Annotated in this window: 21 protein-coding genes and 1 pseudogene; 10 read left to right on the forward strand and 12 right to left on the reverse strand. The window is 37.1% G+C overall.

The features are described from left to right. Positions 1 to 52: 52 nt before the first annotated feature. The 5 genes from CQZ96_RS06345 to CQZ96_RS06365 form a co-directional block, all read right to left on the reverse strand. Positions 53 to 793 carry a molecular chaperone gene (locus tag CQZ96_RS06345; protein WP_004721676.1) on the reverse strand — a complete coding sequence of 247 codons (741 nt, stop codon included), beginning with the start codon at positions 791 to 793 and terminating at the stop codon, positions 53 to 55. Beyond that, on the reverse strand, positions 793 to 2,082 hold the full coding sequence (locus CQZ96_RS06350; RefSeq protein ID WP_004721678.1) for a fimbrial protein: 1,290 nt from the start codon (positions 2,080 to 2,082) through the stop codon (positions 793 to 795). The genes CQZ96_RS06345 and CQZ96_RS06350 overlap by 1 nt, the downstream gene beginning before the upstream one ends. Continuing rightward, complete coding sequence (locus tag CQZ96_RS06355; protein WP_004721680.1) at positions 2,079 to 4,673, reverse strand: fimbria/pilus outer membrane usher protein; 2,595 nt, start codon at positions 4,671 to 4,673, stop codon at positions 2,079 to 2,081. Before CQZ96_RS06355 ends, CQZ96_RS06350 begins: the two co-directional genes overlap by 4 nt. A gap of 17 nt (positions 4,674 to 4,690) precedes the next feature. After that, the gene (locus CQZ96_RS06360; RefSeq protein WP_105714270.1) at positions 4,691 to 5,437 is read right to left on the reverse strand and encodes a molecular chaperone; all 747 of its coding nucleotides are present in this window, start codon (positions 5,435 to 5,437) and stop codon (positions 4,691 to 4,693) included. A gap of 62 nt (positions 5,438 to 5,499) precedes the next feature. Continuing rightward, on the reverse strand, positions 5,500 to 6,042 hold the full coding sequence (locus tag CQZ96_RS06365) for a fimbrial protein (RefSeq protein WP_056515326.1): 543 nt from the start codon (positions 6,040 to 6,042) through the stop codon (positions 5,500 to 5,502). Between the two features lie 390 nt (positions 6,043 to 6,432). On the opposite strand from CQZ96_RS06365, the gene CQZ96_RS06370 reads away from it, so the two are divergent. After that, positions 6,433 to 6,807, forward strand: a complete 375-nt coding sequence (locus CQZ96_RS06370; RefSeq protein WP_004721683.1) for a DUF1090 family protein — start codon at positions 6,433 to 6,435, stop codon at positions 6,805 to 6,807. 562 nt (positions 6,808 to 7,369) lie between these two features. Here CQZ96_RS06370 and CQZ96_RS21890 read toward each other — a convergent pair. Then, positions 7,370 to 7,669: pseudogene (locus CQZ96_RS21890) on the reverse strand (IS1595 family transposase); the annotation flags it as partial. 436 nt (positions 7,670 to 8,105) lie between these two features. Here CQZ96_RS21890 and mutS point away from each other — a divergent pair. From mutS to CQZ96_RS06390, 4 genes are all read left to right on the forward strand, one after another. Beyond that, positions 8,106 to 10,760: a DNA mismatch repair protein MutS gene (mutS, locus tag CQZ96_RS06375; RefSeq protein ID WP_105714269.1), complete on the forward strand. Its 2,655-nt coding sequence runs from the start codon at positions 8,106 to 8,108 to the stop codon at positions 10,758 to 10,760. A gap of 155 nt (positions 10,761 to 10,915) precedes the next feature. Continuing rightward, positions 10,916 to 11,446 (forward strand): GNAT family N-acetyltransferase, encoded by a 531-nt coding sequence (locus tag CQZ96_RS06380; RefSeq protein WP_416377032.1) that lies wholly within the window; start codon positions 10,916 to 10,918, stop codon positions 11,444 to 11,446. A 359-nt stretch (positions 11,447 to 11,805) separates the two neighbouring features. Next, the gene (fdxA, locus tag CQZ96_RS06385; RefSeq protein ID WP_004721686.1) at positions 11,806 to 12,129 is read left to right on the forward strand and encodes a ferredoxin FdxA; all 324 of its coding nucleotides are present in this window, start codon (positions 11,806 to 11,808) and stop codon (positions 12,127 to 12,129) included. A gap of 140 nt (positions 12,130 to 12,269) precedes the next feature. Continuing rightward, positions 12,270 to 12,989, forward strand: a complete 720-nt coding sequence (locus CQZ96_RS06390) for a D-Ala-D-Ala carboxypeptidase family metallohydrolase (protein ID WP_004721687.1) — start codon at positions 12,270 to 12,272, stop codon at positions 12,987 to 12,989. 176 nt (positions 12,990 to 13,165) lie between these two features. On the opposite strand, the gene CQZ96_RS06395 is transcribed toward CQZ96_RS06390, so the two are convergent. Beyond that, positions 13,166 to 14,698 (reverse strand): pyridoxal phosphate-dependent decarboxylase family protein, encoded by a 1,533-nt coding sequence (locus CQZ96_RS06395; protein ID WP_004721689.1) that lies wholly within the window; start codon positions 14,696 to 14,698, stop codon positions 13,166 to 13,168. 3 nt (positions 14,699 to 14,701) lie between these two features. Next, positions 14,702 to 16,075 (reverse strand): diaminobutyrate--2-oxoglutarate transaminase, encoded by a 1,374-nt coding sequence (locus tag CQZ96_RS06400; RefSeq protein ID WP_004721690.1) that lies wholly within the window; start codon positions 16,073 to 16,075, stop codon positions 14,702 to 14,704. Positions 16,076 to 16,574: 499 nt separating this feature from the next. Here CQZ96_RS06400 and CQZ96_RS06405 point away from each other — a divergent pair, with 499 nt between their 5' ends. The 3 genes from CQZ96_RS06405 to CQZ96_RS06415 all read left to right on the forward strand — a co-directional run bounded on the left by CQZ96_RS06405 (position 16,575) and on the right by CQZ96_RS06415 (position 20,604). Continuing rightward, positions 16,575 to 17,282, forward strand: a complete 708-nt coding sequence (locus CQZ96_RS06405) for an SIMPL domain-containing protein (protein ID WP_004721692.1) — start codon at positions 16,575 to 16,577, stop codon at positions 17,280 to 17,282. A gap of 206 nt (positions 17,283 to 17,488) precedes the next feature. Further along, on the forward strand, positions 17,489 to 19,693 hold the full coding sequence (locus tag CQZ96_RS06410; RefSeq protein WP_105714305.1) for a TonB-dependent receptor family protein: 2,205 nt from the start codon (positions 17,489 to 17,491) through the stop codon (positions 19,691 to 19,693). A 140-nt stretch (positions 19,694 to 19,833) separates the two neighbouring features. Then, positions 19,834 to 20,604, forward strand: coding sequence for a sulfite exporter TauE/SafE family protein (locus tag CQZ96_RS06415; RefSeq protein ID WP_004820319.1), 771 nt, complete (start codon positions 19,834 to 19,836; stop codon positions 20,602 to 20,604). Between the two features lie 98 nt (positions 20,605 to 20,702). Here CQZ96_RS06415 and CQZ96_RS06420 read toward each other — a convergent pair whose 3' ends face one another. The 4 genes from CQZ96_RS06420 to CQZ96_RS06435 form a co-directional block, all read right to left on the reverse strand. Continuing rightward, entirely contained in the window at positions 20,703 to 21,023 is a 321-nt protein-coding gene (locus tag CQZ96_RS06420) for a hypothetical protein (RefSeq protein ID WP_004721698.1), read from the reverse strand. Positions 21,024 to 21,188: 165 nt separating this feature from the next. Beyond that, positions 21,189 to 21,824, reverse strand: a complete 636-nt coding sequence (locus tag CQZ96_RS06425) for an SMI1/KNR4 family protein (RefSeq protein WP_105714267.1) — start codon at positions 21,822 to 21,824, stop codon at positions 21,189 to 21,191. A 99-nt stretch (positions 21,825 to 21,923) separates the two neighbouring features. Further along, entirely contained in the window at positions 21,924 to 23,018 is a 1,095-nt protein-coding gene (locus CQZ96_RS06430) for a fatty acid desaturase family protein (protein WP_004721703.1), read from the reverse strand. 12 nt (positions 23,019 to 23,030) lie between these two features. Next, the gene (locus tag CQZ96_RS06435; protein ID WP_105714266.1) at positions 23,031 to 24,098 is read right to left on the reverse strand and encodes a ferredoxin reductase; all 1,068 of its coding nucleotides are present in this window, start codon (positions 24,096 to 24,098) and stop codon (positions 23,031 to 23,033) included. Positions 24,099 to 24,240: 142 nt separating this feature from the next. Between CQZ96_RS06435 and fabR the strand changes: the two genes are divergently transcribed. Further along, a complete protein-coding gene (gene fabR, locus CQZ96_RS06440) occupies positions 24,241 to 24,936 on the forward strand; it encodes an HTH-type transcriptional repressor FabR (RefSeq protein ID WP_105714265.1) in 696 nt (231 codons plus the stop codon). 44 nt (positions 24,937 to 24,980) lie between these two features. Beyond that, complete coding sequence (dapB, locus tag CQZ96_RS06445) at positions 24,981 to 25,811, forward strand: 4-hydroxy-tetrahydrodipicolinate reductase (protein ID WP_056515840.1); 831 nt, start codon at positions 24,981 to 24,983, stop codon at positions 25,809 to 25,811. Positions 25,812 to 26,047 lie beyond the last annotated feature (236 nt).

Consider the following 26,047-nt stretch of genomic DNA (forward strand, 5'->3'; position numbering starts at 1 on the left):
TAAGCATCAGATTTTATTAGAACATATAGAACTATACCAAGGTTCTATATCATTAGCTAAATGGGTTCAGATTTTTCTGAAAGTGAATTGCATTACCATCATCATCAAGAAAATTAAAGCTAAGTTTATATAAATTATCACTTTTATTAAGTTCACCAGCTATTTCATAACGTTTAGTTGAATACGGGTAGCACATCATGTCCATTTCTGATTGTATATATATTTTTTGAGAAGAACTTTCAATTTTTAAGTTGATCAATGAAGCATGATAAGGCGTGGGATTTTCACACTCGATATAATTTTTTTTATCTTGTTCAACGATTTTGAAATGTATTTTTTCTACAATCATTTCAGGCAACATTTTTGCGATCTGTTTAGGACGATAAAATAATTTAAGCTGAGTATTCATTGCTAAATTCATATACGCAGCTTGATCGCTATGGCGCTTAATCATTGGTATTTCATATAGATTTAACCAAAAAACAGTTTCTCTATCGTTTGGTAGAGCCTTGCCATTATATAAAATTCTAAGCCCGTGAATGTCATTTGATGCGAGTTTTACAAAAGGTGGTAATATTAGAAACGGCATATTATTAATATCAGGATCCCCTTCTCCTTGATCAACCCATGTTTGTAGAATAATAGGATAGTCATTAGTATTTGCTAACATTAGACTTTGTTCATGCTCACCGTCCTTAAAAACTACCCGTGTTTTAGCAGCCAATACCCCAGCTTGACATAGAAATGAATAAAACAAACAAATACATAATAGTGTAAATTTTGTTATTTTCATTACTGTACCTTAACTAATACATATGCTGTGGAATTAACTTTCCCAGCTTTAATTGGTTCAGTTCCAGGTAGTTTTTTTAAGATTGCGGTAAAATTATGTAGATAATGCGTATAGCCTGACTCTGTTGATGCCCCTGTTTGCGCTCCACTTAGTACAGGATACCAACCAGCTGCAGTACCCCCACCTGCTAAACCTGGCTGACCAACAAAATTCATATCTGTCCCAGTATTTGTGTTTTTTAAGAAAATTCCTACACCTTTTGCTGACTGTGCATCAGTATAATTATCTGAGAGTAAAGCAGTCACACCATTTTGGGCATTTACTAAACCTAATTGTTGTGCTGCTGCAAATGCACCATTTGAAGTCTGTATACCAATAGCAGTCTGATTACTTGCTGTACCTGAAGTAACTTGATTGGAACATTCAATAGATACATTAAAGTTCTCTTGTACAGATTGATTTGCACCAAGCGCTAGAGTATTAATCGTATTGAAAAAAACAATAGGAGTCGCATTTCGAGCAACACAAGTTGGCTGATTCGCAAGTGAGTTTCCAGAGCGCATTCCATAGCCTATCCCATTATTTACCCCCCAAAATCTATAATTTGTATTCGAATCTTCTCCAACATTATCACTGGTTAAACCCGGTCCTTTTAATTGAATATATGCATTAGGCTGTATACAGGTATATGAACCCACCGTGATTTGATTGTCTATACCAGTTCCACAATAAGCGCTACCTGAACCAGATTGAGGTGCTAAACGGCTAACTCTATAGAGTTCTGCATAAAGCGATGGGATATCTTGTAGTCTAATTCGTATTTTACTTCCGACAGTTTGGTAATTTTTGACTGGCAAGGATTTCCAATAGCGAGTTAAAACCACCCCATCCATTGTTTGTTTAAGACCAACATACTTATAGTAAGTTGCATATACATTGGGAAGCCCATCATACAGTCCACCCAAATCCCAATAGCCCCCTACTCGATCATCACCATTTGTAGCTACCAAGAATTGGATATTCGGTAAATCTGTAAGGTCACACTCCCAAAATACTGTCGAGGCATTCGCTCCACCATAGGTATAACTTGTTGGAGGGACAACAGCACTCCCCATTAAACTCCCAACAGGTTGTAAATATAAACTTGTTAAGTTTACTTTTCCAAACACAATAGGTGCAGTAGTACCATCAGTTGCTAGAAAGTTTCCCACTTTTGTACAGTTAGCATGGGCAAAGATAGATAAAAAGAATCCCAATAAAATTAATATTTTGAATTGTATGCGGATCATTTCAACTCTCCAGATTTACACGTTTCTTCCAGACGAATAATCGTTTGTTTAAGAAGTTCATCATTCAACTGATAATGAACATCACATTTCTGATCTGATTCTTCGCCCCATTTGACAGTTAGAACCCCTTGCTTTGCTGGAGTACGAACATACATTTGACCACTTTGCCCCACCATTCCAATCACATTATTTTGCGAATCAATTACATCAGCACCTAAAGGAACAAATTCATCAGCATCCAATTTTGCTTGGATGAGTAATGGATAACCCATTCTGGTTTTAAACTTTACTTTTACCGCTGCACCAGCATAGGGAACAATACGTTGATCATTTGTTTCAATCTCAACACGATCAGAAATGCCTTTTGGTTCTAATGAAATATTGTTATAGCGATAAGGTGTAATTGCAGGAATAAGTGCATAGCCTTGATGATTAATTCGTGTACCTTGACCATTGAAGAGTCGTGCACCTTCAGCGCCTTTGGCTTCAACTAAAGCAAAAGTTTCACCAAGGTATGGACCAAATGTGATCCCTCCAGAATGCACCGCTAATGCGCCTTGCAGATTAGTTGAAACTTGCCAGTAGTTATCACTCATTGAAGCATTTAGACCTAAATTACTATTGTCTAGACGTTTATTGAGATTTGTATTCCAAGTCGTCACTTGCATATTTCGATCATGGCTGAGACCTACTGCATAATTCAGTGATTGATCCTGAGTTAAAGAACCAGATAATGTACTTTGATAAAACTCTTTAGCGTTTTCAGCATGTGAGTAAGCTAAATCTAAATTCGGTAAATTTGCTTTTTTGTATCGTCCTAAAGGAAAGCTCAAGGAAAGATTCACTGAGGTATCTTGACGATTATCAAGTAGTTTTGAATCTATTTCATCAAATCTATTGTTGATGATATTGTCATAAGCATAACGTTGTCGCATTACAGCCAGATTGAGCGTCAAACCATTTTGAAATGCTTTGCCGTATCCAATTTGTGCCTGTACATCATTATCACGACCATCACGGTAGTTTTGTGCTGATCCTGATAAAAATAATATCCCATAATCACCAAGGCTTTGGTTCAGCGTAATTTCAAAACGGGAGCGTTGTTGGTAAGTCGATGACTCCCAACGATAACCATGTTTATAAGAATTCCTCAGCCCAATAACATCGCCTAGATCTCTATATCCTTCAGTTGAATAACGATAGCCTGCTAAAGATACTGTCGTGTTGGTAGGCTGAAAAGTCTTACTATAGGTCAGGTTAGTCATCCAACCTGTTATTATATTTTCATCAGGTAAATTTGCTCTAGAGTAAGTTAAGTTAGCACCAAAAGCACCGATATGTGATGCATATGTTCCGCCTAAGAGGCCAGCTTGATAACCATCTGCTAAACGTAATCCTGAATTTAAAGTGACGCTATTACTTATTCCTCGTTGATAAGTAAGATTAGAGAAAAAAGTGTCCTCTCCAATATCACGAGTTTTCCCTACATCTAAGTTATAACGTGAAGCACCTAAACGTAGAGACTCAGGTACAGCTGAAAATGGAACACTAAACTGAGAAATCGTTCCATCAGCTTCTCTAACTTTAACGATTAAATCACCATTAAAATTTGTAGGATATAAATCAGAAATTTTAAACGCGCCTGGCGCTACTGTTGTCTGATAAATCTCCTTACCATTTTGCAATATAGAAACATTTGCATTGGTTTTAGCTATACCTTGAATCGTTGGTGCATAGCCTCGTAATGAATCAGGTAACATCCTTTCATCGGAACTAAGGCTCAATCCATTAAAACTTAACCCTGAGAAAAACTTTCCAGAACTATAGGTCTGCCCTAAAGTCAGTACACCTTGAATAGGTTCTATAGGGCGAGAAATATAACTACGAATATTGGTCCATTTTGTCCCTATTTCTGGACTATAATTAATATTAGACTGTTGACGATATTGCCATTTTCCAATGTTTACACCACCATTTAATGATACGTATGCAGCAGATTGAGTCTGCGAATGGTCGTGTAATTGATATGAAGTATGATAATAATTACCCAGATAATTGATAAAGCCAATACTTTCACCCGCATCCCATTGGGATGAATTAACATAACCCCGTGGAATATTATGCATATCATTTTGAGGGATACTAATATCAAGTCGAAGCTTTTCAAAATTAAAATCTATTGAGCTGGATTGAATATAATTTGATAAGAGAACACATTGATCTTGCTGTTTTTTAATATTTATCAAAATTTGCTCTGAAATTCCTAATTTTTCTATAGCAACTAAATCAAAACATGGAGAAATATTTTTTTGTTGGTCTTCTACAAACTTTAAATCCATACGTTCAATAATTTGCTTGTTAACAAAAACATCCACTTTGTAAAAGCCTGGCAATATATCTTCTTTTTCACTTAAACGTTCTAATAGCTTAATTTGATGATCAGATTGCCCACGGAATAATGCTTGATCAAATATATATTCACCATCGTTATTAACATGATCATTTGCATCGGCAGAATTATAACCACCAATCAAGTAACCTACTAAAAATATAGACAATAAGCTTCTACGGCCAAAATATTCAGCAAACATAATATTATACTCGCTTATTATTTATTCAGAGGAATCTCGTGGACGACTAAAGCACCATAATCATTAACAAGGGTAAGTTTAATTTTTGAATCTTTTAAACTATGCGTATTATTATTTATTACCCAATTAACTTTAGCTTTTGGAGCAATTAAGTCATTTTTTTTCACCACGATTTCGCTATTTCCAGCAACTAAACTTAATTCTTTAATATTCACATAATATTCAGATGAATTTTGAATGTTTAATTGCTTTTTTGTTCCATCATTTCCCAAGGCAAATTGAACTTTTTTATAAGCATCTGCTGTAGAACCTTTCAAATTTTTAGGACGGTAAAAAACCTTGACACGATTCTTAAATACAATCATTAAACGGCTACTATCGCTGTCTTGTTTTTTTAGTGCAGGAAACTCAGAAAAATTCAAATAAAACAGTGACTCAACATCCTTTGAGACGTTTTCCTCACCCGTAAATATTAAGCGTACAGTTTGTCCAGTATTTGGATTTATCCGAAAAATCTGTGGACTAACAACAAAGGGAGCTTTGCTTTTTTCAAGAGTAGAATCTTCATCCCCTTCATCTAGCCAAATTTGTACAAGGTTTGGATATTGATCTTTATTTTGTAAGTAAATCGTTTTTTCATTTTGGCCATCAGGAAAAATTACACGTGTTCCTGTAAGAACTACACCTGAGAAGGCAGCGGACATTATGGTTAAGCCACCAATCAAAATATGACTTTTTATAATATTGACGATCCACCTACTCATTTTTACCACTCCAACCAAAAAATTGATTGATCTGCTACTTAAGTAGCAGATCAGATAAAACCTTATTGATAGCTTAAGGTGTATTCAACAACTGAGGTCACAGCACCTTGTGTTGCACCACCAGCTTCAGAAATATAACGCGCACCAAAATCATGGCTGGCACTTGTTGCACCATTGAGTAATTTCAGACCTTCAACAGCTGTTGGCCCATTTAGAACAACTGAAGTTGTTCCAGCAGCCTCTTTAGTCAACTGAATCGCAACATTAGTAGCAGGATTAACTGTTGCTACATTGCCTAAATTGCCACTCGTAGTTACTGAGTGACCTAAAAATTTTGTTTTAATATCAAGATCTGAGCTAGGTGCAGTACATCCAGTGACATTAATCGTAAAAGGTGTCAAACCTGCTGTGGCACCAGAAGAAGTTAGCGTATTTGCTGATACCGTAGGTAGTAAAACCACGCCATTGGTTCCACCATTGATTGAAGCTTGGCAAGTTTGATCTGTAACTTCCCCTTGAAATGTTACTGTAGGCGCAGCATTTGCAACGCCTGTAACCATAATGCTCATAGTTGCTATTGCTAGAAAACGATTTACTAATTTCATAAATACACCTTTAAATGATAAATAAAACCAAATGAAACTATGAGGATAATAATCTTTAAGCGATAAACAATTCTTTACATTTCACACAAATTACTTATACATTTAAAACAAATTTTCTTAAAAATTTAAATATAAATTTAATATTTTAAAAAATTATTTATTGAATTCAATTAGATAAATTTACTCACAACTCACAAGGAAAAGAGTGATAAGTTTAACAAAAATAATAAAATACCCAATACAAGACAAATTATTGAATTTTAATAATGACTTAAAGAAATAAAATGAAATCAATCATATTTATCAAGTTTATTTATCAAATAACTTGATAAATAAATATTTTTCAAACTAAAATTAAAACAATCAAACGCTAAAAAGGAAATAACCTGAATGAATTTTTATAAATGTATTGCTACAGCCTCAATAATCTTCGTATCAATTAACACTTCAAATGCTCAAAATTTTCAATCATGCGAATCAAAACAACAAGAAATCGAAAGTAAATTAAAAATTGCAATACAACATAATAATACATACGAAATAAATGGTCTTAAAAAAGCACTAAAAGAAAATCAGATACATTGCAATAATGTGACATTAAAGCAAAAAACAGACACTAAAATCAAAGAAAAAGAAATTAAAATACAAAAACTTAAATCAGAAATACAACTAGAGCAAAAATCTGGAAATTTAAATAAGATTAAAAAGAAAGAACGTAAAATTGAAGCCTTAGAAAATGAAATAAAAACATTAAAATCTCAATAATTAAAAAGGGAAATTCAGTTCCTTTGAACTGAATTTCCAATATACCTTAAATATTTTCCTTATCTAAACTCATTTTTAAAGTAAAATATAAATATTCATAATCTTTACTTGTCGCTTCTTTCAATACTTTTTTAATTTGTCCATCATTCCAACCTTGATATTTAACTCTCGTTAAGAAGATAGAAATGAGAATAAATGCATGATCACCTTTCCTTAGATAAGTTCGATTATATTTTCGTTTAACCTTTGTGCTTGATTTTGACAAAACAATAATTACTTAAAAAAACTGGACGTTAAAGTTTAAAATTATTGATTATTATTTTCTTTACATCTTAAACATTTTGTTTATCATATAAAACAAAAATGCTAAATAATCAAAAAAATTCTATAAATATAAATACCTTACATTAAAACCATTAATCATACTACCATTTCAAATTAAGTAATCAATTGTTTAACTTCCAAACATAAATAAATATAGATGCTTTAATTTAGCGTAATTAATTGTTTTTAAAAAATATTGATCATCTAATAATAAAAACGGAGTCCTACTAGATGAGCTTTAAATTCCAGTCCATGATCTCAAAATTCTCAATAGTGGTTTTGGACTTCCGTAGTAAATCTTGCCCCCCTTTCCTTCAAAAATAAGGGAAATAATCTTTTTCGGTATATTATTATTTTCATACTAACCTTTGATTTTAATTCCAATAATTTTCGATTCCATAAAAATGATTTTGACCATTTGCAAAGTGCGTAGAATGATAAATTTTATGATGGCAGAACCCGCTATATCTAGAGAATTTTAACTACGCCATTAATTAGTATAGACGATGCTATCAGGTGTTATTTTATCTGTAATTACATAAGCATATAGTTCGTCTTGCTTCAAGTTGTCCTTTTAAATTTCGCACACCTTGTATATTTTTCTTAACTTCAGAGCGTAAAACAATAATCACTTTAGTTAAATAGAGATAACCCACCTCTTTTACGACATCCCCTATCTTCATCTTATCAATAGCACGAGCAGATCATGCCATTTTCTTTTTGTTGCTAATTTCCGCACTCATCTTCGGATTCCTTTTTGTGAATCAGCCTCAATTTGTTAAGATGGCGACCGAGAGAAACCAATTTGTTTCCTCACACATTGTTGACTCAATTTTGGCACTAATAAAAGTACACTAAAGCGATGCTTTTTCCTTTGCTTAGGTCAGATTTGCACAGAAGTTGTTAGAATTGGTTAGATAGCCAAACTTTCAAAATAAACTTATTTATTATTTAAATTTAGAGATTTAACATACATGAATAGCATGGAAACAATGGCTGACTTATCCTCCCACACCCCAATGATGCAGCAATATCTAAAAGTAAAAATGCAGCATCCACACTCTTTAATGTTCTATCGCATGGGCGATTTTTACGAACTGTTCTTTGACGATGCTAAAAAAGCCGCAAAACTTTTGGGTATTACCCTCACTCATCGTGGTAAAGCCAATGGTGAACCTATTCCAATGGCAGGTGTTCCATACCATGCTGCGGAAGGCTATTTGGCGCGTTTGGTTAAAAAAGGCGAAGCGGTTGTCATCTGTGAGCAAATTGGTGAAGTCACAGGTAAGGGACCTGTTGAACGCGGTGTAGTGCGAATTATTACCCCTGGAACATTGACCGATGATGCCCTGTTAACCGCAACACAAGCATCGAATCTTGTTGCAATCTGCTTTCAACAAAACCAAATTGGTATGGCACTGCTGGATTTAAGTGCTGGTATTTTTAAAGTTCAACAACAAGAATTTAAATCTGAAAGCTTGGCGATTGAATTAGCTCGCTTAATGCCAAGTGAGATATTGGTCGATGAGGACATTGTCGACCCAAATATTATTGAAGATATTAAACGACAAATTGAATGCCCGATTACCAAACGGCCCAATGTCGATTTTAATTTAAATAACGCACAAAAAACCTTATGTGACCAATTCGCAGTTTCCACACTTTCTGGTTTTGGTATTGACCATCTACCCTTGGCTAAAGCGGCTGCCGCTGCACTGATTCATTATGCCAAAGAAACTCAAAAAACTGCGTTACCACATATTCGTTCAATTAAATTAGAACAAAGCTCAGATTTTATTGCACTTGATCCTGTTACACGCCGTAATTTAGAAATTATTGATCCTTTATTTGAGCACGGCACTTCGCTGTTTAGCTTAATCAATGATTGCCAAACAGCAATGGGCGGACGATTGCTGGCACGTACTTTGATGCAGCCCATTCGTGATACTCAAATCTTAGATGCACGTTTAGATGCAACGGATACTTTACTGAAAGGCTACCATGAAAGTCCTGTTCGCTTAGTCTTAAAAGAAATTGGCGATATTGAACGGGTTTTAAGTCGTGTTGCACTTGGCAGTGCACGTCCTCGTGATTTGGTGCAGCTTCGTCAAGCATGTGCACAAATCCCATTCTTAAGACATGCAATCCAACCGATTCTTGAGACTCAGCAATCTAAATTGATTGTGCAATTGAATGAAGAATTGGGCGATTTTAATGGATTACACCAACGTTTACTGTCTGCGATTGTTGAACACCCACCTGTATTATTGCGTGATGGCAATGTAATTGCAGAAGGTTTTGATGATGAGCTCGATGAACTGCGTAAAATCCGTGATCACGCAGGCCAATTCCTGATTGATTTAGAAATCAAAGAGCGAGAAAACACGGGCATTAATACCCTGAAGATTGGTTATAACCGTGTCAGTGGTTACTATATCGAACTCACCCGTGCCCAAGCAGAACAAGCGCCTGATCATTACATCCGTCGTCAGACGCTGAAAAATGCCGAGCGTTATATCACCCCAGAATTAAAATCTTTTGAAGATAAAGTACTTTCCAGTGAATCACGTGCGCTTGCGCGAGAAAAACTACTCTTTGAAATGTTACTGGAAGAATTAAGAGCGGATATTGCCAATTTACAAATGATGAGTGCATCGATTGCCCATATCGATTTATTGGCAAACTTTGCCCATCAGGCCCGTTTGAATAATTGGAACCGACCTGAATATAGCCCAGAAATCGGGATTAAAATTACCGCTGGTCGACACCCTGTAGTTGAGTCACTCAGTAAAACGCCATTTACCCCCAATGATACCCTACTCGATTTCAATCATCGTATGGCGATCATTACAGGGCCAAACATGGGCGGAAAATCGACCTTTATGCGTCAAACTGCACTGATTAGTTTGCTGGCGTATTGTGGTAGTTTCGTCCCAGCTAAAACAGCGAAGTTAGGACCAATTGACCGTATATTTACTCGAATAGGCTCTGCTGATGATTTATCTACGGGTAAATCTACCTTTATGGTGGAAATGACCGAAACGTCTCAGATTTTGCACCATGCAACCAATCAGTCTTTGGTGCTTATGGATGAAGTTGGTCGTGGTACAAGTACTTATGATGGACTATCCCTAGCTTGGGCATGTGTGCTTGATCTAACCAAACGAATCAAATGTTTATGTCTCTTTGCCACACATTATTTTGAATTAACTGAACTTTCAAAAGAAGTGGCTATTGATAACTACCATGTGACTGCCAAGGAGTTAAATGGTAATTTGATTCTATTGCATAAAGTACAACAAGGTCCTGCCAGCCAAAGTCATGGTTTACAAGTTGCAAAACTTGCGGGGATCCCTGCGGGGGTGATTAAAGAAGCGCAAAAGCGTTTAAAAATTTTAGAGAAACAACAACAGCAACAATTGCAATCCGTTGTGCAAAATGACTTATTTGCAGAAGTTGAAACCGTTGAGCCTGAAAAGTTTGAACACATCATTGAAATTGAAAAAGTCGTTGAAGTTGAAAAGTCATCACCAGTACTCGATGCTTTAGCAAATATTGATGTCGATGATTTAACCCCTCGCCAAGCGCTTGATCACCTCTATGCATTAAAAGCAGCACTAAATGCATAAGCAGTAACAGCTATCCAGTCTAAGTAAGTTTGAAATCCTCTACTTAGGCTGGAAATAACTTGCGTCTATTAATCTTTAAAGAGCAATCTAGACGATAATTTAAAGCAATCCACAATAGGTGATTGAGTACTAAGTTTTAGGAGAATAATATCAATATCTCACTTAGGCCCTTGCAGCTTTCCAATATAGATCTCATTTGGCAACATATTGATCGACGTGAATTAATCACTCAAATGTATCTACAACAAAAGCAAAAATTACATTTGGTCGATTGTTTTTATGATGTGCAAAGCTGGGATGAATATCATTTAGAAAATGATCCCCCTCTGTTAAAGCAGCATCTTATTCAAGGTGGACTATGTGTGGGCGCATTTAATCAATTGAATCGATTAATTGGTGTGCAACTGGTATCTAATCAAGTCATCACTGATTATCCAGAGGCAAAGCTATTACAATATTTTTATGTCGATGCAAATCATCAAGGCCTTGGTCTTGGTACACAGCTTATGCACTCCGCGATAAAATCAGCTGAGCAACTTGGTGCACAACAACTGTATATTTCAGCAACACCAACCCAGCGTACTGTCGACTTTTATCTTAAACAAGGCGCGCTGGTCTTAGAAAAACCTGATCAGCAGTTATGGAAATTAGAACCTGAAGATATTCATCTTATCCATACTTTGTGATGATCTGACTCATACTGAAAATACAGGTCTAAAGAATTCTAAATAGTTCTGAATATAGCAATTGGCTAAAAAACCAGCATACGAAGGTAATAACTCCATTTCGCTTCTGTGATTTAGTCTCATATTTATGTTCTTTTTTGAATATGTTTAGCATTTTTTCACCTATGGCCACATCAAAATTACAGCGCATATTTTAAAAAATGCATAATTAATCACAAGTTAGGAGAATTTTCTATAAAAAAAATTGATTTAGCAGGTTCTTCTATATTAAATATCAATAAAAGCAATTGTTAGTTTGCGGCGTTTTCCCTAAAATACAGCATTATTAATTAGAACCATATTTTTAGGTAGCTGACGCCATGACCTTTGTTGTCACTGAAAATTGTATTAAGTGTAAATATCAAGACTGCGTAGAAGTATGTCCAGTAGACTGTTTTTATGAAGGTCCAAATTTCCTAGTCATTAGTCCAGACGAATGTATTGACTGTGCGCTATGTGAACCTGAGTGTCCTGCAAATGCAATTTTCTCTGAAGATGAACTCCCTGAAGGTCAAGAAGTATTTATTGAATTAAATGCTGAACTTGCTCAAAAATGGCCAAACATTACTCAAATCGGTGATCAACCTGAAGATCGTGAAGAGTGGAATGGTAAAGCCGATAAATTACAATACTTAGAAAAATAAGTATTGTATAAAAAAGATCAGCTTAGGCTGATCTTTTTGCATTTTAATATGTAAATTGTACATTTATTTGCAATTTATCCATAATACACGCGCCAAACTAGACTAAAATAGCCCGTTACTTGCTTTAGCTAATATTGAGAATGAAATTTATTTTGAAAGGTTTACTTGCTGTCGGTGTTACTACAATGATTCTGGCTGGATGTACATCTTCCCCTCAAAAGAATCCAACAATTAGCACGTCGCATGGTCAGCGTATTTACATCCCCGAAGAAAAAATTACGATTGAGCGACCCATTCCTCCTAAAACGATGCCTTCATCTTATCGCCAATGGCTGATCTATGGAGACAATCAGTCACGTGCACGTGATTATGAACGTTTTCTTGAACAAAATAATGCTGGAAATATTATTCCTAGTTTTGAGTTATTTAAAACTGCGCGTGATTGGGACAAGTGTGGTAAGTCTGAATATATGATTCCAAGTCGTGAGCTTTGGAGTAATCAATTACCGACATTAAAAGTATTTAAATACTTGGTTGCCTCTAAAGTTCTGACTGATTTTACTGTAACCTCGGTATATCGAGACTTACCTTTAAACCAATGTGCCGGTGGTGCTGGATCTTCACGTCACCTATTCAATTCAGCCATTGATTTCCGTATTGGGCCAGAAAATCCGCAACCTCAAGATTATGCGTATATTGAACATACCAAATTCAAATTATGCCAGTTCTGGTCGCAGTATGGTCAAAGCTTAAACATGGGCTTAGGACTGTATGCTTCAGGGCAAATCCATATTGATACTCAAGGTTATCGTACTTGGGGACCTGATCTCACCCGTAATAGCTCAATGTGTAATTTTTAATACTCACATTCAATTTAAATGAGATCAATAAGATCTCTTTTTTATGACCAAGTATTTGATCACTGATCATATTTTAGATCAAAACAGCCTTAAATAAAAAACGCCCAATGAAATTCATCGGGCGTTTTTTGAAATAAAATTAATCTATTTCAAACGTCAATCAACTGGATATCAATCTAGTCAATTGCAGGCGTATAGGTACCATCAGCAATTGCATCTTTAATACGATCCGCTTCTTCTAGCACCAAGGCAAGAAGATTCTTGACGTTTTCTAAAGTTGCAACTGGACTTAAAGTGGTCATTTTCAAAGATTGAACCTGTCCAACTTTAGTTACACCGATATTGGCTTCACCACGCGCAAATAATTCATCTGCAACGTTTTGGTTCAAAGTATCAAGCAATTCAACTGGATAATTATCAGGTATTACACGGAATAATACCGATGCAAATTGTGGATCAACCAGCATTTCCAAACCAGCAGTAGCATTGATGTAATCTGCCACTTCACGAGTTAGCTTAACGCCATGGTCAATCATTGAACCATAAAGCTCTTCACCTAGGTTTTCAATCGTCATCCACAATTTCAACGCATCAAAACGGCGTGTAGTTTGTAGAGATTTAGACACTAGGTTCGGTACACCATGTTCTTCATCATAAGCAGAATTTAAATATTCAGCTTCATAATGCATGAAACGATAGTTCGCTTCATCTTTCAACAAGAACGCACCACATGAAATACTTTGGAAATAATGCTTATGGAAATCCAATGTAATCGAATCAGACAATTCAATGCCATCAAGCATTGAACGGTAGTCATTCGATAAGATCAGTGCACCACCCCATGCTGCGTCGATATGCATCCACGCGCCATATTTATTGGTGATTTCACGCACTTTCTTCAATGGATCAATCGCACCTGCATCGGTTGTCCCTGCAGTCGCAACGACACAAGCAACAATTTTACCTTCAGCCTGTAAATGCGCCATGGTTTTTTCTAACGCATCAACATCCATCTGCGCATTTTCATTGACTGGAACAGTCACCACAGATTGGAAGCCCATGCCCATCATCGCCATGTTCTTTTGCACAGAAAAATGTGCATTTTCAGAACAGATCACTTTGACATTACGCATGGCATCACTTGGAACGCCATCACGTTGCACAGACCAAGGTAGACCATTTTCGTCTTTCCAGTTCTTGGCAATACACCAGTCACGCGCTAACAATACGCCCATCAAGTTAGATTGAGTGCCGCCAGAGGTGAACACACCTGCCTGACCTGCACCATAACCTACTTTTTGACGCAGCCAGTCGATCAATTGAACTTCCATCAAAGAACCTGCTGGGCTTTGATCCCATGAGTCCATTGATTGGTTGGTCGCATTAATCAAGACTTCAGCAATTTGACTTGTCACCATGGTTGGGCAATGCAAATGTGCTAAAGAATGCGGATGATGTACTTTTAAACTTTTGTTCAGGAAAAGCTCAACCATACGCTCAAGCGATTGGTGTAAACCTAGACCTTGTTTAGACGGTGCAAAAGAAATCGCTTCACGAAGTTCTTTAATGCTCCCACCTGTATACATTTTGTCATTTTGCAACCATGCTGCGACCGCTTTGGTCGCCTCACCCATTGCTGACTCATAGTCAGCAATAGATTGAGCATCATTGCAGAGTAACGCTTTACGATGTTCTGCAAAATCTACCATGAATTAAGCGCCTCGAACTGCAATAAGAGCCTCTGCAACCGCTTTCTTAAAGCGCGCAATAGCTTCTTCACATTCTTCTTGAGTAATGATCAATGGGCAAAGTAAACGGATCACCGTACCGCTACGGCCGCCTTTTTCTAACAATAATTTATTGTTAAAACATGCCGTTTGAATTGCAGCAGCCAATTGTGAATCCGCAGGAAGAGAACCCATATGATCCGCTTGCTTACGCTCATCCACAATTTCGATACCGATCATTAAACCGCGACCACGAACATTACCAATACATGGGAATTCTTGCGCTAATTTTTTCAATTCAGCTTGTAAGAAATCACCACGTTGTTGCGCATTTTGTGCAAGGTTTTGCTCTTTAATGGTATTGATCGTTGCAAGACCAGTACCCATTGCAAGTTGGTTACCACGGAAAGTACCTGTGTGACCTGCAGGTTGCCAAGCATCAAACTTACGTTTAATACCCAAAACAGCCAATGGTAAGCTACCACCCACTGCTTTTGACATCACCACAACATCAGGTTCAATACCAGCATGTTCAAAAGCAAACATTTTGCCTGAACGTGCAAAGCCCGCTTGAACTTCGTCCAAAATCAACACAATGTTATGACGCTCAGTCACTTCACGGATTTTTTGCAACCATTTCGCAGGTGCTGTAACCACACCGCCTTCACCTTGAATTGCTTCAAGAATCACAGCTGCAGGCTTAGTTACACCGCTTTCGACATCTTCAATGAAGTTTTCGAAATAATAAGTTAAGGCATCAACACCTGCTTCACCGCCAACACCCAACGGGCAACGGTATTCATGCGGGTATGGCATAAATTGTACGCCTGGCATTAAGCCATTTACCGCATTTTTAGCAGATAAGTTACCTGTCATCGCTAACGCGCCATGAGTCATCCCATGGTAACCGCCAGAGAAACTGATAACTGTATTGCGACCTGTATAGGTTTTCGCCAATTTAATCGCTGCTTCTGTACCATCTGCACCAGATGGGCCACAGAACTGTAAGCAATACTCTTCTTGCCCACCCGGAAGTTGTGCAAGCAGTGCTTCAGTGAAAGCATCTTTTAAAGGCGTTGTTAAATCTAAAGTATGTAAAGGGAGACCACTCGCTAAAGTGTCTTGAATACTTTTAATCACCGCAGGATGGTTATGGCCTAATGCCAATGTTCCTGCCCCAGCTAAACAATCGAGGTACTTTGTACCTTCAACATCGGTAACCCAACAACCATGTGCTTCCGCTATCGCTAACGGTAATTTACGTGGATAACTACGAACATTCGATTCCATCTGACTTTGGCGAGTCAAGTAGTATTCGTTTGTGGAAGTGGCAGCAGGATTTACAGAAGTAACGCTCATATCGAATTACCATCTCTGATATGGGTTGAAAGAAATAAGTCGGGTGACTTGTGGTCCTTTGACTCGGTGCTTTATAGAAATCTAGTTAGAGTGCTTTTAATCTTCATAACTAGGAGCGCGATAATACAGTTTTTTACAAGAAAATAAATATCTTTTATGTACTTATCCACACTCCATTTATCGAAAAAAACATTTAGCTAAATCTAATTGGTTATTATCATCATACTATGTGACAAAGCAAAGAAAAGCCGATAATTAAAATCACTTTATAAATCTCAACCCTTCTGATCATTTTTTATCACAATCAAACTCGATAAGCTTTTAATTTTTAAAATATTTTAATCAAAACAAAATTGCAATTTATATGCAAATTATTACAAATGCACCACAAAATCTGCCATAGTTTTCCGCAAACCAGATTTATGATTAAAAACAGATTCAATTTATACAATATATCTTTCGGTCATAAAATTTAGTCAAACAATTTTAAGGATTCATTATGCGTTATTTAGCTTTAACTACTTTACTCTTGGGAACCACACTGAGCACAATGACGATGGCAGCAGAAAATGACCCGTTAAACTACAATATTGTCAACGTTCAAGCAGATGCGACACGTCAAGTGTCTAATGATGAAATGCATGCTGTACTTTTTATTGAGAAAAACAACAAGCAACCTGCTGAGTTATCTTCTCAAATTACCCAGTTAATGAATCAAGCCATTAGCATTTCGAAAAAGTATCCACAAGTTAAAGTCGAAACCGGTTCACAAACCACTTATCCTGTTTATGACAATGACAACCAAAAATTGAAAGAATGGCGTGGTCGTGCAGAAATTCAAATCGAAAGTAAAGATTTTAAAGCGGCAAGCCAGTTAATCAACGAGTTGCAAACCAGCTTCCAAACACAATCGATTAATTTCACAGTGTCTGATGAACAACGTAAAAAAGTTGAAAATGAATTGATGGTTGAGGCTTCAAAGAACTTCCAACAACGTGCGCAAATTTTAACGCAAGCATGGAATAAATCGTCTTATAACTTGGTCAATATCAACATCAATACCAGCAACTCTTATCCGCAACCAGTATATGCAGCGCGTGCATCTATGGCTAAGTTCGAAGCTGCCGATGCAGTCGGTGGTCAGAACATGGCCGCTGGTGAATCAAAAATCACAGTCAATGCCAATGGTTCGATCCAGTTTAAATAAGCTTTTGATTATTATATAAACCGTGCTTATGCACGGTTTTTTGCTATTGCACTATATAAATTTGCGATTGCAATATAAAAAAGTGAATATTTGATTAAAAAATCTATTAATTTGAATTAAACAATAGTTTTAAATGATAATCATCCTGATTTAAAAATATGCTTGAAGAGATTAAGATACGCACAATTTCAAATGCCTATCTCTTTATGAAAATTTCAAGCCATAGAACACCTGACTTCGCCCTGTTTAAACCCTCACATCTCAGCCTTGCAATTGCTGTTTCACTTAGCTTTATATCCAATGCTGCTTTTGCCGAAGACAATCAAGAAACTTCAACACAAACACTTAAAACAATCACCGTACAAGCTGAAGGAAACTGGCTTGAAGCAGCCAATGCTGAAAAAGTTCACAAGCATGCAGGTGCACGTACCATTATCGATCGTAAAAAAATGGACGAATCTGCGGTGACCTCTATCCGTGATGCGCTAAAACAAGTGCCAGGGGTTCAGGTTCAGGATAGCAATGGCACAGGGGGTAGTGATGTTTCACTCAATCTGGGTGTGCGTGGCTTAACCTCTCGCCTCTCACCGCGCTCCACTGTGTTGATGGATGGTGTTCCATTATCCTTCGCGCCTTATGGTCAACCACAATTGTCTATGGCACCTGTTTCAATGGGCAATATTGAATCTGTAGACGTTGTTCGTGGCGCAGGTTCAGTCCGCTTTGGGCCTCAAAACGTGGGGGGAATCATCAACTTTAATACCCGTGCAATCCCTGAAAAACTATCAGGCTCTGTTGGTTTAACCACAGAATTCGCCACAGGTACCGACCAACTCAAGTACAGCCCAAACCTCTTTATCGGCGGTACTATGGATAATGGTTTAGGTCTTGCGCTACTTTATTCAGGAACCAAAGGAAATGGCTATCGCGAAGCCAATAACGACATAGATATTGATGACGTCATGTTAAAGTCGTCATATCAGTTTACAGATGCAGATTCGATTGCACTTAATTTGCATCATTATGAAGGTCGTGGCGAAATGCCAGAAGGCTTAACGACTGCGGATTATGCCAAAAACCCATACCAGTCAAACCAATACCGTAACTATTTTGCTGGCCGTCGTTCAGATGTTTCTGTTAAATACAGCCATAAAGATGAACTCAATAACTTTGAAATCCTTGGTTATTATGTCGATTCATTCCGTACCAGTGATCTAGAATCAGCTGTAGAAGGTACTGCAAATAGTCGAATTAGTAATTCTCCACGTGATTATAAATATTTTGGCATTGAACCGCGTTATTCACGCGCCTACACTTTGGGTAATATGAATAATGAAGTCACTGTCGGTTATCGCTACTTACAAGAAGATAGTTCAGAGTTTTCTGGTCGTACAGCGCCATATAATACTGCAACAGGCACACCGGGTGAACGTCTTGCCAACACCACTAGTGAAGGTGGAACCAAAGCGCATGCCGTGTATATTGATAACCGTTTTGGTCTAGGTGCACTAACCATCACTCCAGGTGTACGTTTTGAGTCAATTAAAACCCATAATGATTATACCGCCTACCAAAATGGTAAATTCATCAATACGGTACACCCAAAAATAAATTCTGATGAGTTTTTACCAAGCCTTGCAGTGCAATACAATTTCAATGAGCAATGGAATGTCTTTGCCAATGCGGCGGTTTCTTTTGGTCCTCAGCAATATAATCAATTGGCTAAAGTCGAAGGAAATAAAGCGATAACCACTTTAGATGGTTTACATCCTGAAAAATCCAACAACTACGAAATTGGGACTAAATATCTCGGCAATGGCTTAAATGCTGAATTTACAGTGTTCTATTTAGACTTCGACAAAGAGCTATCACTAGAGCGCCCAGACACTATTGGAACAGGCATTTGGACCAATCTGGGGGCAACGACTCATAAAGGCGTAGAACTCGGTCTAAGTTATGACTTTGGTAATCTCAACGACTCGCTGCAAGGCTTAAAAGTCTATAGTAATTATACCTTTACCAAAGCAATGTCTGAGGCAGGTAAATTTGCTGGTAAGGACTTACCTTATTATTCACGACATGTTGGAAATTTAGGGCTTGGTTATAGCTTTGACAAATGGTCTGTCAATGCAGATATGTTTGCTCAATCTAAACAACATGCGCCGGGTTCAGGCAATGTTTACCAAACCGTTGAAACTTCAGATGGTCGTACTGGTGATATCCCGGGTTACTCAACTTTTGCGGTACGTACTGGTTATGATTTTGGACAAGATTTTTACGGTTTAAAAGTTGCTGGTGGGATTAAAAACCTATTTGATCAAGAATACTTTACTCGCTCATCTGACTCTACAGGTGGTAAATACGTAGGGCAACCGCGTACTTTCTATCTACAAACTTCTGTTGATTTCTAATTTTTGAAAAACTTGTAGATTTACAAAGCATTTAAAACTAAAGCGCTAATCTCATAGATTGAGATTAGCGCTTTTTAATTACTTTTATTTGAATATATTCTATGATTATTCTCTTAAAATAGCAGTTAGAACAATCTGTAATGGAATACGAGACAATACTTCTGAGTTTAGGCTTCTTCGCTTTTTGTGCGGGTTTAATTGATGCTGCGGTCGGTGGAGGTGGATTAGTTCTACTCCCAGCACTAATGCATGCCTTTCCCAATCAAAGTCTCGCCACAGTTTTTGGAACCAATAAAATCATTGCCATGGCAGGGACTGTATCTTCTGCATTTGCTTACTTTAAGAAAGTTACAATCAATTGGAAACTTATACTACCCACAATGTTGGCAGCATTTATATTTTCTTTTTTAGGTGCAATGTCAGTTTCGTTGATACCTAAAGAGTTGATGCGTTATATCGTATTCTTTTTACTGATCTTGATTGCGATTTACACCTTTGCCAAAAAAGACTTAGGTAAAGTCCATACTGTGTTACAGACGGGTAAGAAAGAAATTGCGTTAGGTTTATTTTTTGGCGCCTTAATTGGATTTTATGATGGAATTTTTGGCCCTGGGACAGGCAGTTTTTTACTCTTTCTGTTTGTGAAAGTATTTGCTTTTGATTTTTTAAATGCTTCTGCATCTGCCAAATTGGTCAATGTCGCCACCAATATTGCTGCCATGTTTTTCTTTATCCCTTCTGGGCATATTTTATGGATGGCTGGCATCATTTTAGCAGTTTGCAATGTTTTAGGCTCACTTGCGGGTACAGCTTTAGCATTTAAATATGGGAGTGGTTTTATTCGTATTTTCTTTTTAATTTTACTGGTATTTTTAATTGGCCGAATGGGCTATGACTTATTTATCGGTTAGTCATTCATACTAAATATAAAAATTGAATGAAGCCCACCAAAATGCGGGCTTCTAAACTAAGATTATAAAAAACTTCCTATGGAAGTTTTTCCAAAAATTTAAATCTTTTCAGCTTTATCTAAAAAGTATTGTGTGGCTTCAGTTAAATCCATATCTAATTCATTGGCAATAATGGCTAACCACCAAACACATTCACCTAACTTATGCTGCAACTCTTGTTGAGCATCCCCTTTGTGTAGCCACTTCCCCGTCTGCGCCATGACTAATCTGCCAACCAATCCAGCATCAGATAAAAATGCCAAAGCATCCTCTTGCACTGTCCATTCAGCATGATGATTTATTCGCTCTAGCTCATGATAACGTTCTCTGATTTTTACTGAACGTGCTACAACCTCATCAACCGTTATTTTATGATCCATCATTTTGCTCGTTTAAAAATTAGAGCTTACTTGATTTTGTAAAATTGATTCGATTAGAAATGTAATGCGTTCAAAATTGAGTGTCTAGCAATAATCGCTATTGATACACTTTTTATGAGTGAAGCGTTCAAACATAATTTTATAAAATGATTTTTCTCAAAAAAGCTAAGTAAAATCAGGGCGCGCCCAGCGTTCACTCATATGCCAATTGACCAAATCAATAGCTGCATCACTTTCTAAAAATTCATTTTCATCTTCTAAAGCATCTTCATTCAGCTGATATAAGTCATTGTCTAAATCATCTGAAAATTGTTGAAGTAAATCGGTAATCGAGTTGGCGACTAGAATACCAACATCATATTCATGATCAATAAAGATTACTTGGCCAATTTGACCAACGGCGGTGGGTGCTAAATCCACATACAAACCTGTGCGCCCACCATCGTGCGCAAACTGAACCCAATCTCGATGATGGGCATTGGTTGGATTGATTTGTGGGTCAGCATGTTGAAGAACAAACAACTCATCAACGAGATCCGCAAGATCGGCACGTTTATTTTCAATATTGGTCAGCGATAAAAATTCCATACCATAAAATAAACTGCCTAAATTTTCCTCTTCATTCATCCCATTATGCCAACAGTACAACTGTTTAAAATCATCAGGTAAACGTTTAGAAAGCCTTTGTTCAAATTGTTCTATATCAGCAATACTTGCCGCAGGATTGAGTGATTGATTTGCGATCTTTGCAGCATGTTGCACTAACCAATTTTGTATATTTTCTAATTGTTTTTGAATCATGTTCTTCTCATTAACCCTAATAACAGTCAAATAAACTTTACTGAAAAACCCAATCATTGACAATAAAAAAGCCACTTAAAAGTGGCTTTAGCAAATCAACTATTTTTTAAATGGAAATGCATATTTCACAATACGTCCAAGGACTTGACCATACTGCTTAAACAAACTTGCATTGTTGTAGTTTAAACCATACTTTTTACATACCGCTTCAACTTTGGGCGCCATTTTACGATAGCGACGAGCAGGCACTTCAGGGAATAAATGATGCTCGATTTGATGGCTCAAATGACCTGTCAAAATATGAAATGCTTCTGAACCAGTTAAATTCGAAGAACCGCGAATCTGGCGCATATACCAATGTCCACGACTTTCATCCTGTAAAACAGTTTTAGGGAACACTTCGACATCTTTGGTAAAGTGACCACAGAAAATGATACTAAATGTCCAAATATTGCGGATACCATTAGCAACTAAATTACCTGTAAATACAGGTAAAGCTGCAGGACCAGCAATCACGGGAAAGAAAAGATAATCTTTAAAAAACTGTTTACCAATTTTCTTTTGAGTTGGCTTCCACTCTTCTTTAAATTGCGCCCACGTTTTACGTTTATAAACCAATTTACCAATTTCAAGGTTTTGAATCGCAACGCCCCATTGGAACAATAAACAGAATGGAATTGCATATAAAGGCTGCAATAAAAAACCCGGTTTCCACCGTTGTTCTGGGAATAAACGCAATAAACCATAGCCGATATCATCATCCATACCTTTGATATTGGTATAGGTATGATGCTTATAATTATGGGTCTGGCGCCAGTTGTCAGAAGTTCCAACAATATCCCATTCGTAAGTTGTACCTTTAAAGCGTGGATCATTCATCCAATCATATTGCCCATGCATAACATTATGACCGAGTTCCATGTTTTCCATGATCTTGGCAAAGCTCAGTAAACCTGTACCAAGTAACCATGCTGGTGGGAACCAACCTGCAAATAAACATGCTCGGCCTAAAATACTGCTATAACGAATAGCGGCATATACTTTTTTGATATATTTGGCATCTTTTTCACCAATATCATCTAAGACTTCTTGCTTAATCGCATCCAGCTCGCGCGCTAAAGCATCCAGCTCAGTCTGGGTCAGTTCACGGTTTTTGGTGTTTTTAAAATATTGAATTTTAACTGGCATATTCATGATAAAACTCGCTTAAAGATCAATAACTAAATCAGTTTGGGCAGTATTCACACAAATTCTCAGTAAATTATTCGGTTCAAAATTTTCTTGACCATTGACTAAGTTTTTTGTGGCACCCTGTGCTTTATTACACGCGCATTTATTGCAAATCCCCATTCTACAACCATGTTCTGGTTTGATATTTTGTTGTTCTAAGCCGACTAAAATGGCTTGACCTTTGGGGATTGCAACCACTTTATTGGATTTGGTTAATGTGACATTGATAAAACCGGTGTCATCAGAAATCACGGGGCTTAGGCTAAATGCTTCGCTTTTGAGTACTTTGGCCTGTTCAAATAATTGCCCAGCTGTTGCTACAAAACCTGAAGGACCACATACGAACACTGTGCTTTGCTCAAGATTTTTAATGATATGTAAATATTCATTATTTAAACGTGCATCCGCAGGTACTTCTTGGGTATAGAACACATCAAATTTAAAATCGGGATACTGTTGGGCTAATTGCTCAAACTGTTGTTTAAAGGCAACGTCTGCATTTTTTTTAACCCAATACATTAAATGTACTGGCTGACGATCAAGCTGCTGGTTCGCTGCCAATGCCTGAATCAAGCTATACATCGGCGTAATACCACTGCCTGCAGCGACCAGAATCAATGGACTGGCAACTTGAGGCAATAACATATCACCATAAGGTCGACCAAATTCAATCACCTCACCCACTTGGGCATATTCAAACAACCAGTTACTCACAATGCCTTTTTCTACTTTTTTTGCCGTGAGTAATACATGTTGCGTATCTAATTGAGTCAGACTATAGGTACGTTCATAACGACGACCATTGATTTCGACAGTGATCGGATGATGCTGCCCTGCTAACCCCATTTTAAACAAACGGTTAATTTTGATGGTTAAGCTGATCGTATCTGCGGCGGATTGTTCTTTTTCAACAATTTTCCCCAAAGCTTGTTGAACTGACCACAATGGATTAATTTTCTGTAGCCAAAAATTAGTCGTATGAGTACCTAACACCATATCAAATATAGCGTTTACGGGAGATTTTTGCTTTTCAATAGCGTGCATACTAGGCTCACCATCTGAGTGATTTTTAATTATTATACACATGTATATATATTTGTATATACGTGTGTATTGTATCTAGACATTTCATTTATGTAATGACAAAGGCTATAATGAAAAAAATATTTTAACTATTTGATACTTTATGAATCCAACGTCCGTATTACCTCAGAACCCAGCTACCCTTCAAGATCAAATTCATGAGCTTGAAAAAGTTTCTGTACGTACTGTTGGACGCAAAGCGACAATTACCAAAGAAGAATTATTCCAAGCCGCCTTAAATTTGATTGGACCGCAAAAAAGTATTTCCTCTTTAAGTTTAAGAGAAGTTGCTCGTGAAGCTGGGATTGCGCCAAATAGTTTTTATCGTCACTTTAAAGATATTGATGAGTTGGCTATTGAACTGATTGATCGTTCAGGCGTGGTGCTCCGTCAAATTTTGCATGAAGCTCGAATCAAGGCAATTAGACAAAGCAGTATTATTCGCAGTTCAGTTGAAGTATTTATTGAACAACTAGATGCCGATGAAGGTAATCTAAGTTTACTACTGCGTGAAGGTTATACAGGATCAAAGCAATATAAACTTGCTGTAGACAAACAACTTAATTATTTCCAACAAGAACTCCAAGAGGATTTGATTCGAATAGAACGCATCAATCACAGTAAATTAACCCATCCTGATTTAGTCGCCAAAGCCATTACTCAGCTGGTATTTAATATGGGTGCCAAGGTGATTGATTTGCCGATTGGTGAACGTAAAGAAGTCGCTGAACAAACCATGGTGATGATTCGCATGTTACTCGAAGGTTCGCGTCATTTAGACGAAGCGCAAATTAAATAATACCTATTCTTTCATAGCCTATTAAATATAAGTATCAAGACCCAATGATCAGTCACAATCAACAAAATATTCGTGTAGGCATACTTGGTGTGACTGGCCGCATGGGACAAATGCTAGTTCAGGCCTGTCTCAATGCGGGACTAAACATTACTGTTGCTACAGCAAGAGTTGCAAGTGCAGCGATTGGTCATGAACTAGGACAGTATCTCAATCTAGCACCGTTAAATGTGCTTATTTCAGATCGTTTGGAAGACGTCATTCAGCATTGTGATGTGGTAATTGATTTCACTACAGCAGAAGCATTATCGCAACATTTAAAAATTTGTCAGCACGCTAAAAAGCCAATGATTATTGGTATCACTGGTTTATCTGAGCAATTAAATCAACACATTGCTCAAGCCGCGCAAGATATTGCTATCGTGCATTCAGGCAATTATTCCATTGGTGTCAATCTTAGTGTTGATTTGGTTCGAGTTGCTGCCCAATTATTAGGTACAGGATTTGAAGCTGAAATCATCGAAGCACACCACCGACAAAAAATAGACGCACCATCAGGTACTGCATTGATGTATGCAGAGGCGATTGCTCAAGTCAGAGCGCAATTGCTCAGTGATATAGCAGTCTATCAACGCCATGCTCAAGTTGCTGAACGAACACCCCAACAGATCGGTTTACAAGCCATACGTGGTGGTGACATTGTTGGTGAACATAACACAATATTTTATGGTCATGGGGAACAGGTCGAAATCAAACATATTGCAAGCAATCGGATGAACTTTGCGACTGGTGCAATTCGTGCCGCAATGTGGTGTATTTCTCAACCCGCTGGCTTATATAACATGCATGACGTAATTCATTTGAATCACTCGCTTTAATAGCGCTCTATGTACTATTAAATGTACGCAACATTAAAGTTTTTCTGATCAATCACGCGATCGTGATCTTTTATCGTTCTATAACGTTTTTTAAAGACTTTTCACCCAGTATTGAGGTCAAATATTTTCACATTGAATTAAGCTTTGTATTTAAAAATAGCTATCTCGCCGCGAGTTAGAGTGATATAAATCTAACTTGGTATTTTTATATTCCCCTATACATCAATTGTATAATT

It is taken from the genome of Acinetobacter sp. MYb10, from assembly GCF_002980175.2.
GTDB lineage: Bacteria > Pseudomonadota > Gammaproteobacteria > Pseudomonadales > Moraxellaceae > Acinetobacter > Acinetobacter guillouiae.

What these genes read in the sequence shown, in the direction of transcription:
- CQZ96_RS06345 (WP_004721676.1), bottom strand. Translation starts at nt 793, where the DNA reads ATGAAAATAACAAAATTTACACTATTATGTATTTGTTTGTTTTATTCA.
- CQZ96_RS06350 (WP_004721678.1), bottom strand. Translation starts at nt 2,082, where the DNA reads ATGATCCGCATACAATTCAAAATATTAATTTTATTGGGATTCTTTTTA.
- CQZ96_RS06355 (WP_004721680.1), bottom strand. Translation starts at nt 4,673, where the DNA reads ATGTTTGCTGAATATTTTGGCCGTAGAAGCTTATTGTCTATATTTTTA.
- CQZ96_RS06360 (WP_105714270.1), bottom strand. Translation starts at nt 5,437, where the DNA reads ATGAGTAGGTGGATCGTCAATATTATAAAAAGTCATATTTTGATTGGT.
- CQZ96_RS06365 (WP_056515326.1), bottom strand. Translation starts at nt 6,042, where the DNA reads ATGAAATTAGTAAATCGTTTTCTAGCAATAGCAACTATGAGCATTATG.
- CQZ96_RS06370 (WP_004721683.1), top strand. Translation starts at nt 6,433, where the DNA reads ATGAATTTTTATAAATGTATTGCTACAGCCTCAATAATCTTCGTATCA.
- mutS (WP_105714269.1), top strand. Translation starts at nt 8,106, where the DNA reads ATGAATAGCATGGAAACAATGGCTGACTTATCCTCCCACACCCCAATG.
- fdxA (WP_004721686.1), top strand. Translation starts at nt 11,806, where the DNA reads ATGACCTTTGTTGTCACTGAAAATTGTATTAAGTGTAAATATCAAGAC.
- CQZ96_RS06390 (WP_004721687.1), top strand. Translation starts at nt 12,270, where the DNA reads ATGAAATTTATTTTGAAAGGTTTACTTGCTGTCGGTGTTACTACAATG.
- CQZ96_RS06395 (WP_004721689.1), bottom strand. Translation starts at nt 14,698, where the DNA reads ATGGTAGATTTTGCAGAACATCGTAAAGCGTTACTCTGCAATGATGCT.
- CQZ96_RS06400 (WP_004721690.1), bottom strand. Translation starts at nt 16,075, where the DNA reads ATGAGCGTTACTTCTGTAAATCCTGCTGCCACTTCCACAAACGAATAC.
- CQZ96_RS06405 (WP_004721692.1), top strand. Translation starts at nt 16,575, where the DNA reads ATGCGTTATTTAGCTTTAACTACTTTACTCTTGGGAACCACACTGAGC.
- CQZ96_RS06410 (WP_105714305.1), top strand. Translation starts at nt 17,489, where the DNA reads ATGAAAATTTCAAGCCATAGAACACCTGACTTCGCCCTGTTTAAACCC.
- CQZ96_RS06415 (WP_004820319.1), top strand. Translation starts at nt 19,834, where the DNA reads ATGGAATACGAGACAATACTTCTGAGTTTAGGCTTCTTCGCTTTTTGT.
- CQZ96_RS06420 (WP_004721698.1), bottom strand. Translation starts at nt 21,023, where the DNA reads ATGGATCATAAAATAACGGTTGATGAGGTTGTAGCACGTTCAGTAAAA.
- CQZ96_RS06425 (WP_105714267.1), bottom strand. Translation starts at nt 21,824, where the DNA reads ATGATTCAAAAACAATTAGAAAATATACAAAATTGGTTAGTGCAACAT.
- CQZ96_RS06430 (WP_004721703.1), bottom strand. Translation starts at nt 23,018, where the DNA reads ATGAATATGCCAGTTAAAATTCAATATTTTAAAAACACCAAAAACCGT.
- CQZ96_RS06435 (WP_105714266.1), bottom strand. Translation starts at nt 24,098, where the DNA reads ATGCACGCTATTGAAAAGCAAAAATCTCCCGTAAACGCTATATTTGAT.
- fabR (WP_105714265.1), top strand. Translation starts at nt 24,241, where the DNA reads ATGAATCCAACGTCCGTATTACCTCAGAACCCAGCTACCCTTCAAGAT.
- dapB (WP_056515840.1), top strand. Translation starts at nt 24,981, where the DNA reads ATGATCAGTCACAATCAACAAAATATTCGTGTAGGCATACTTGGTGTG.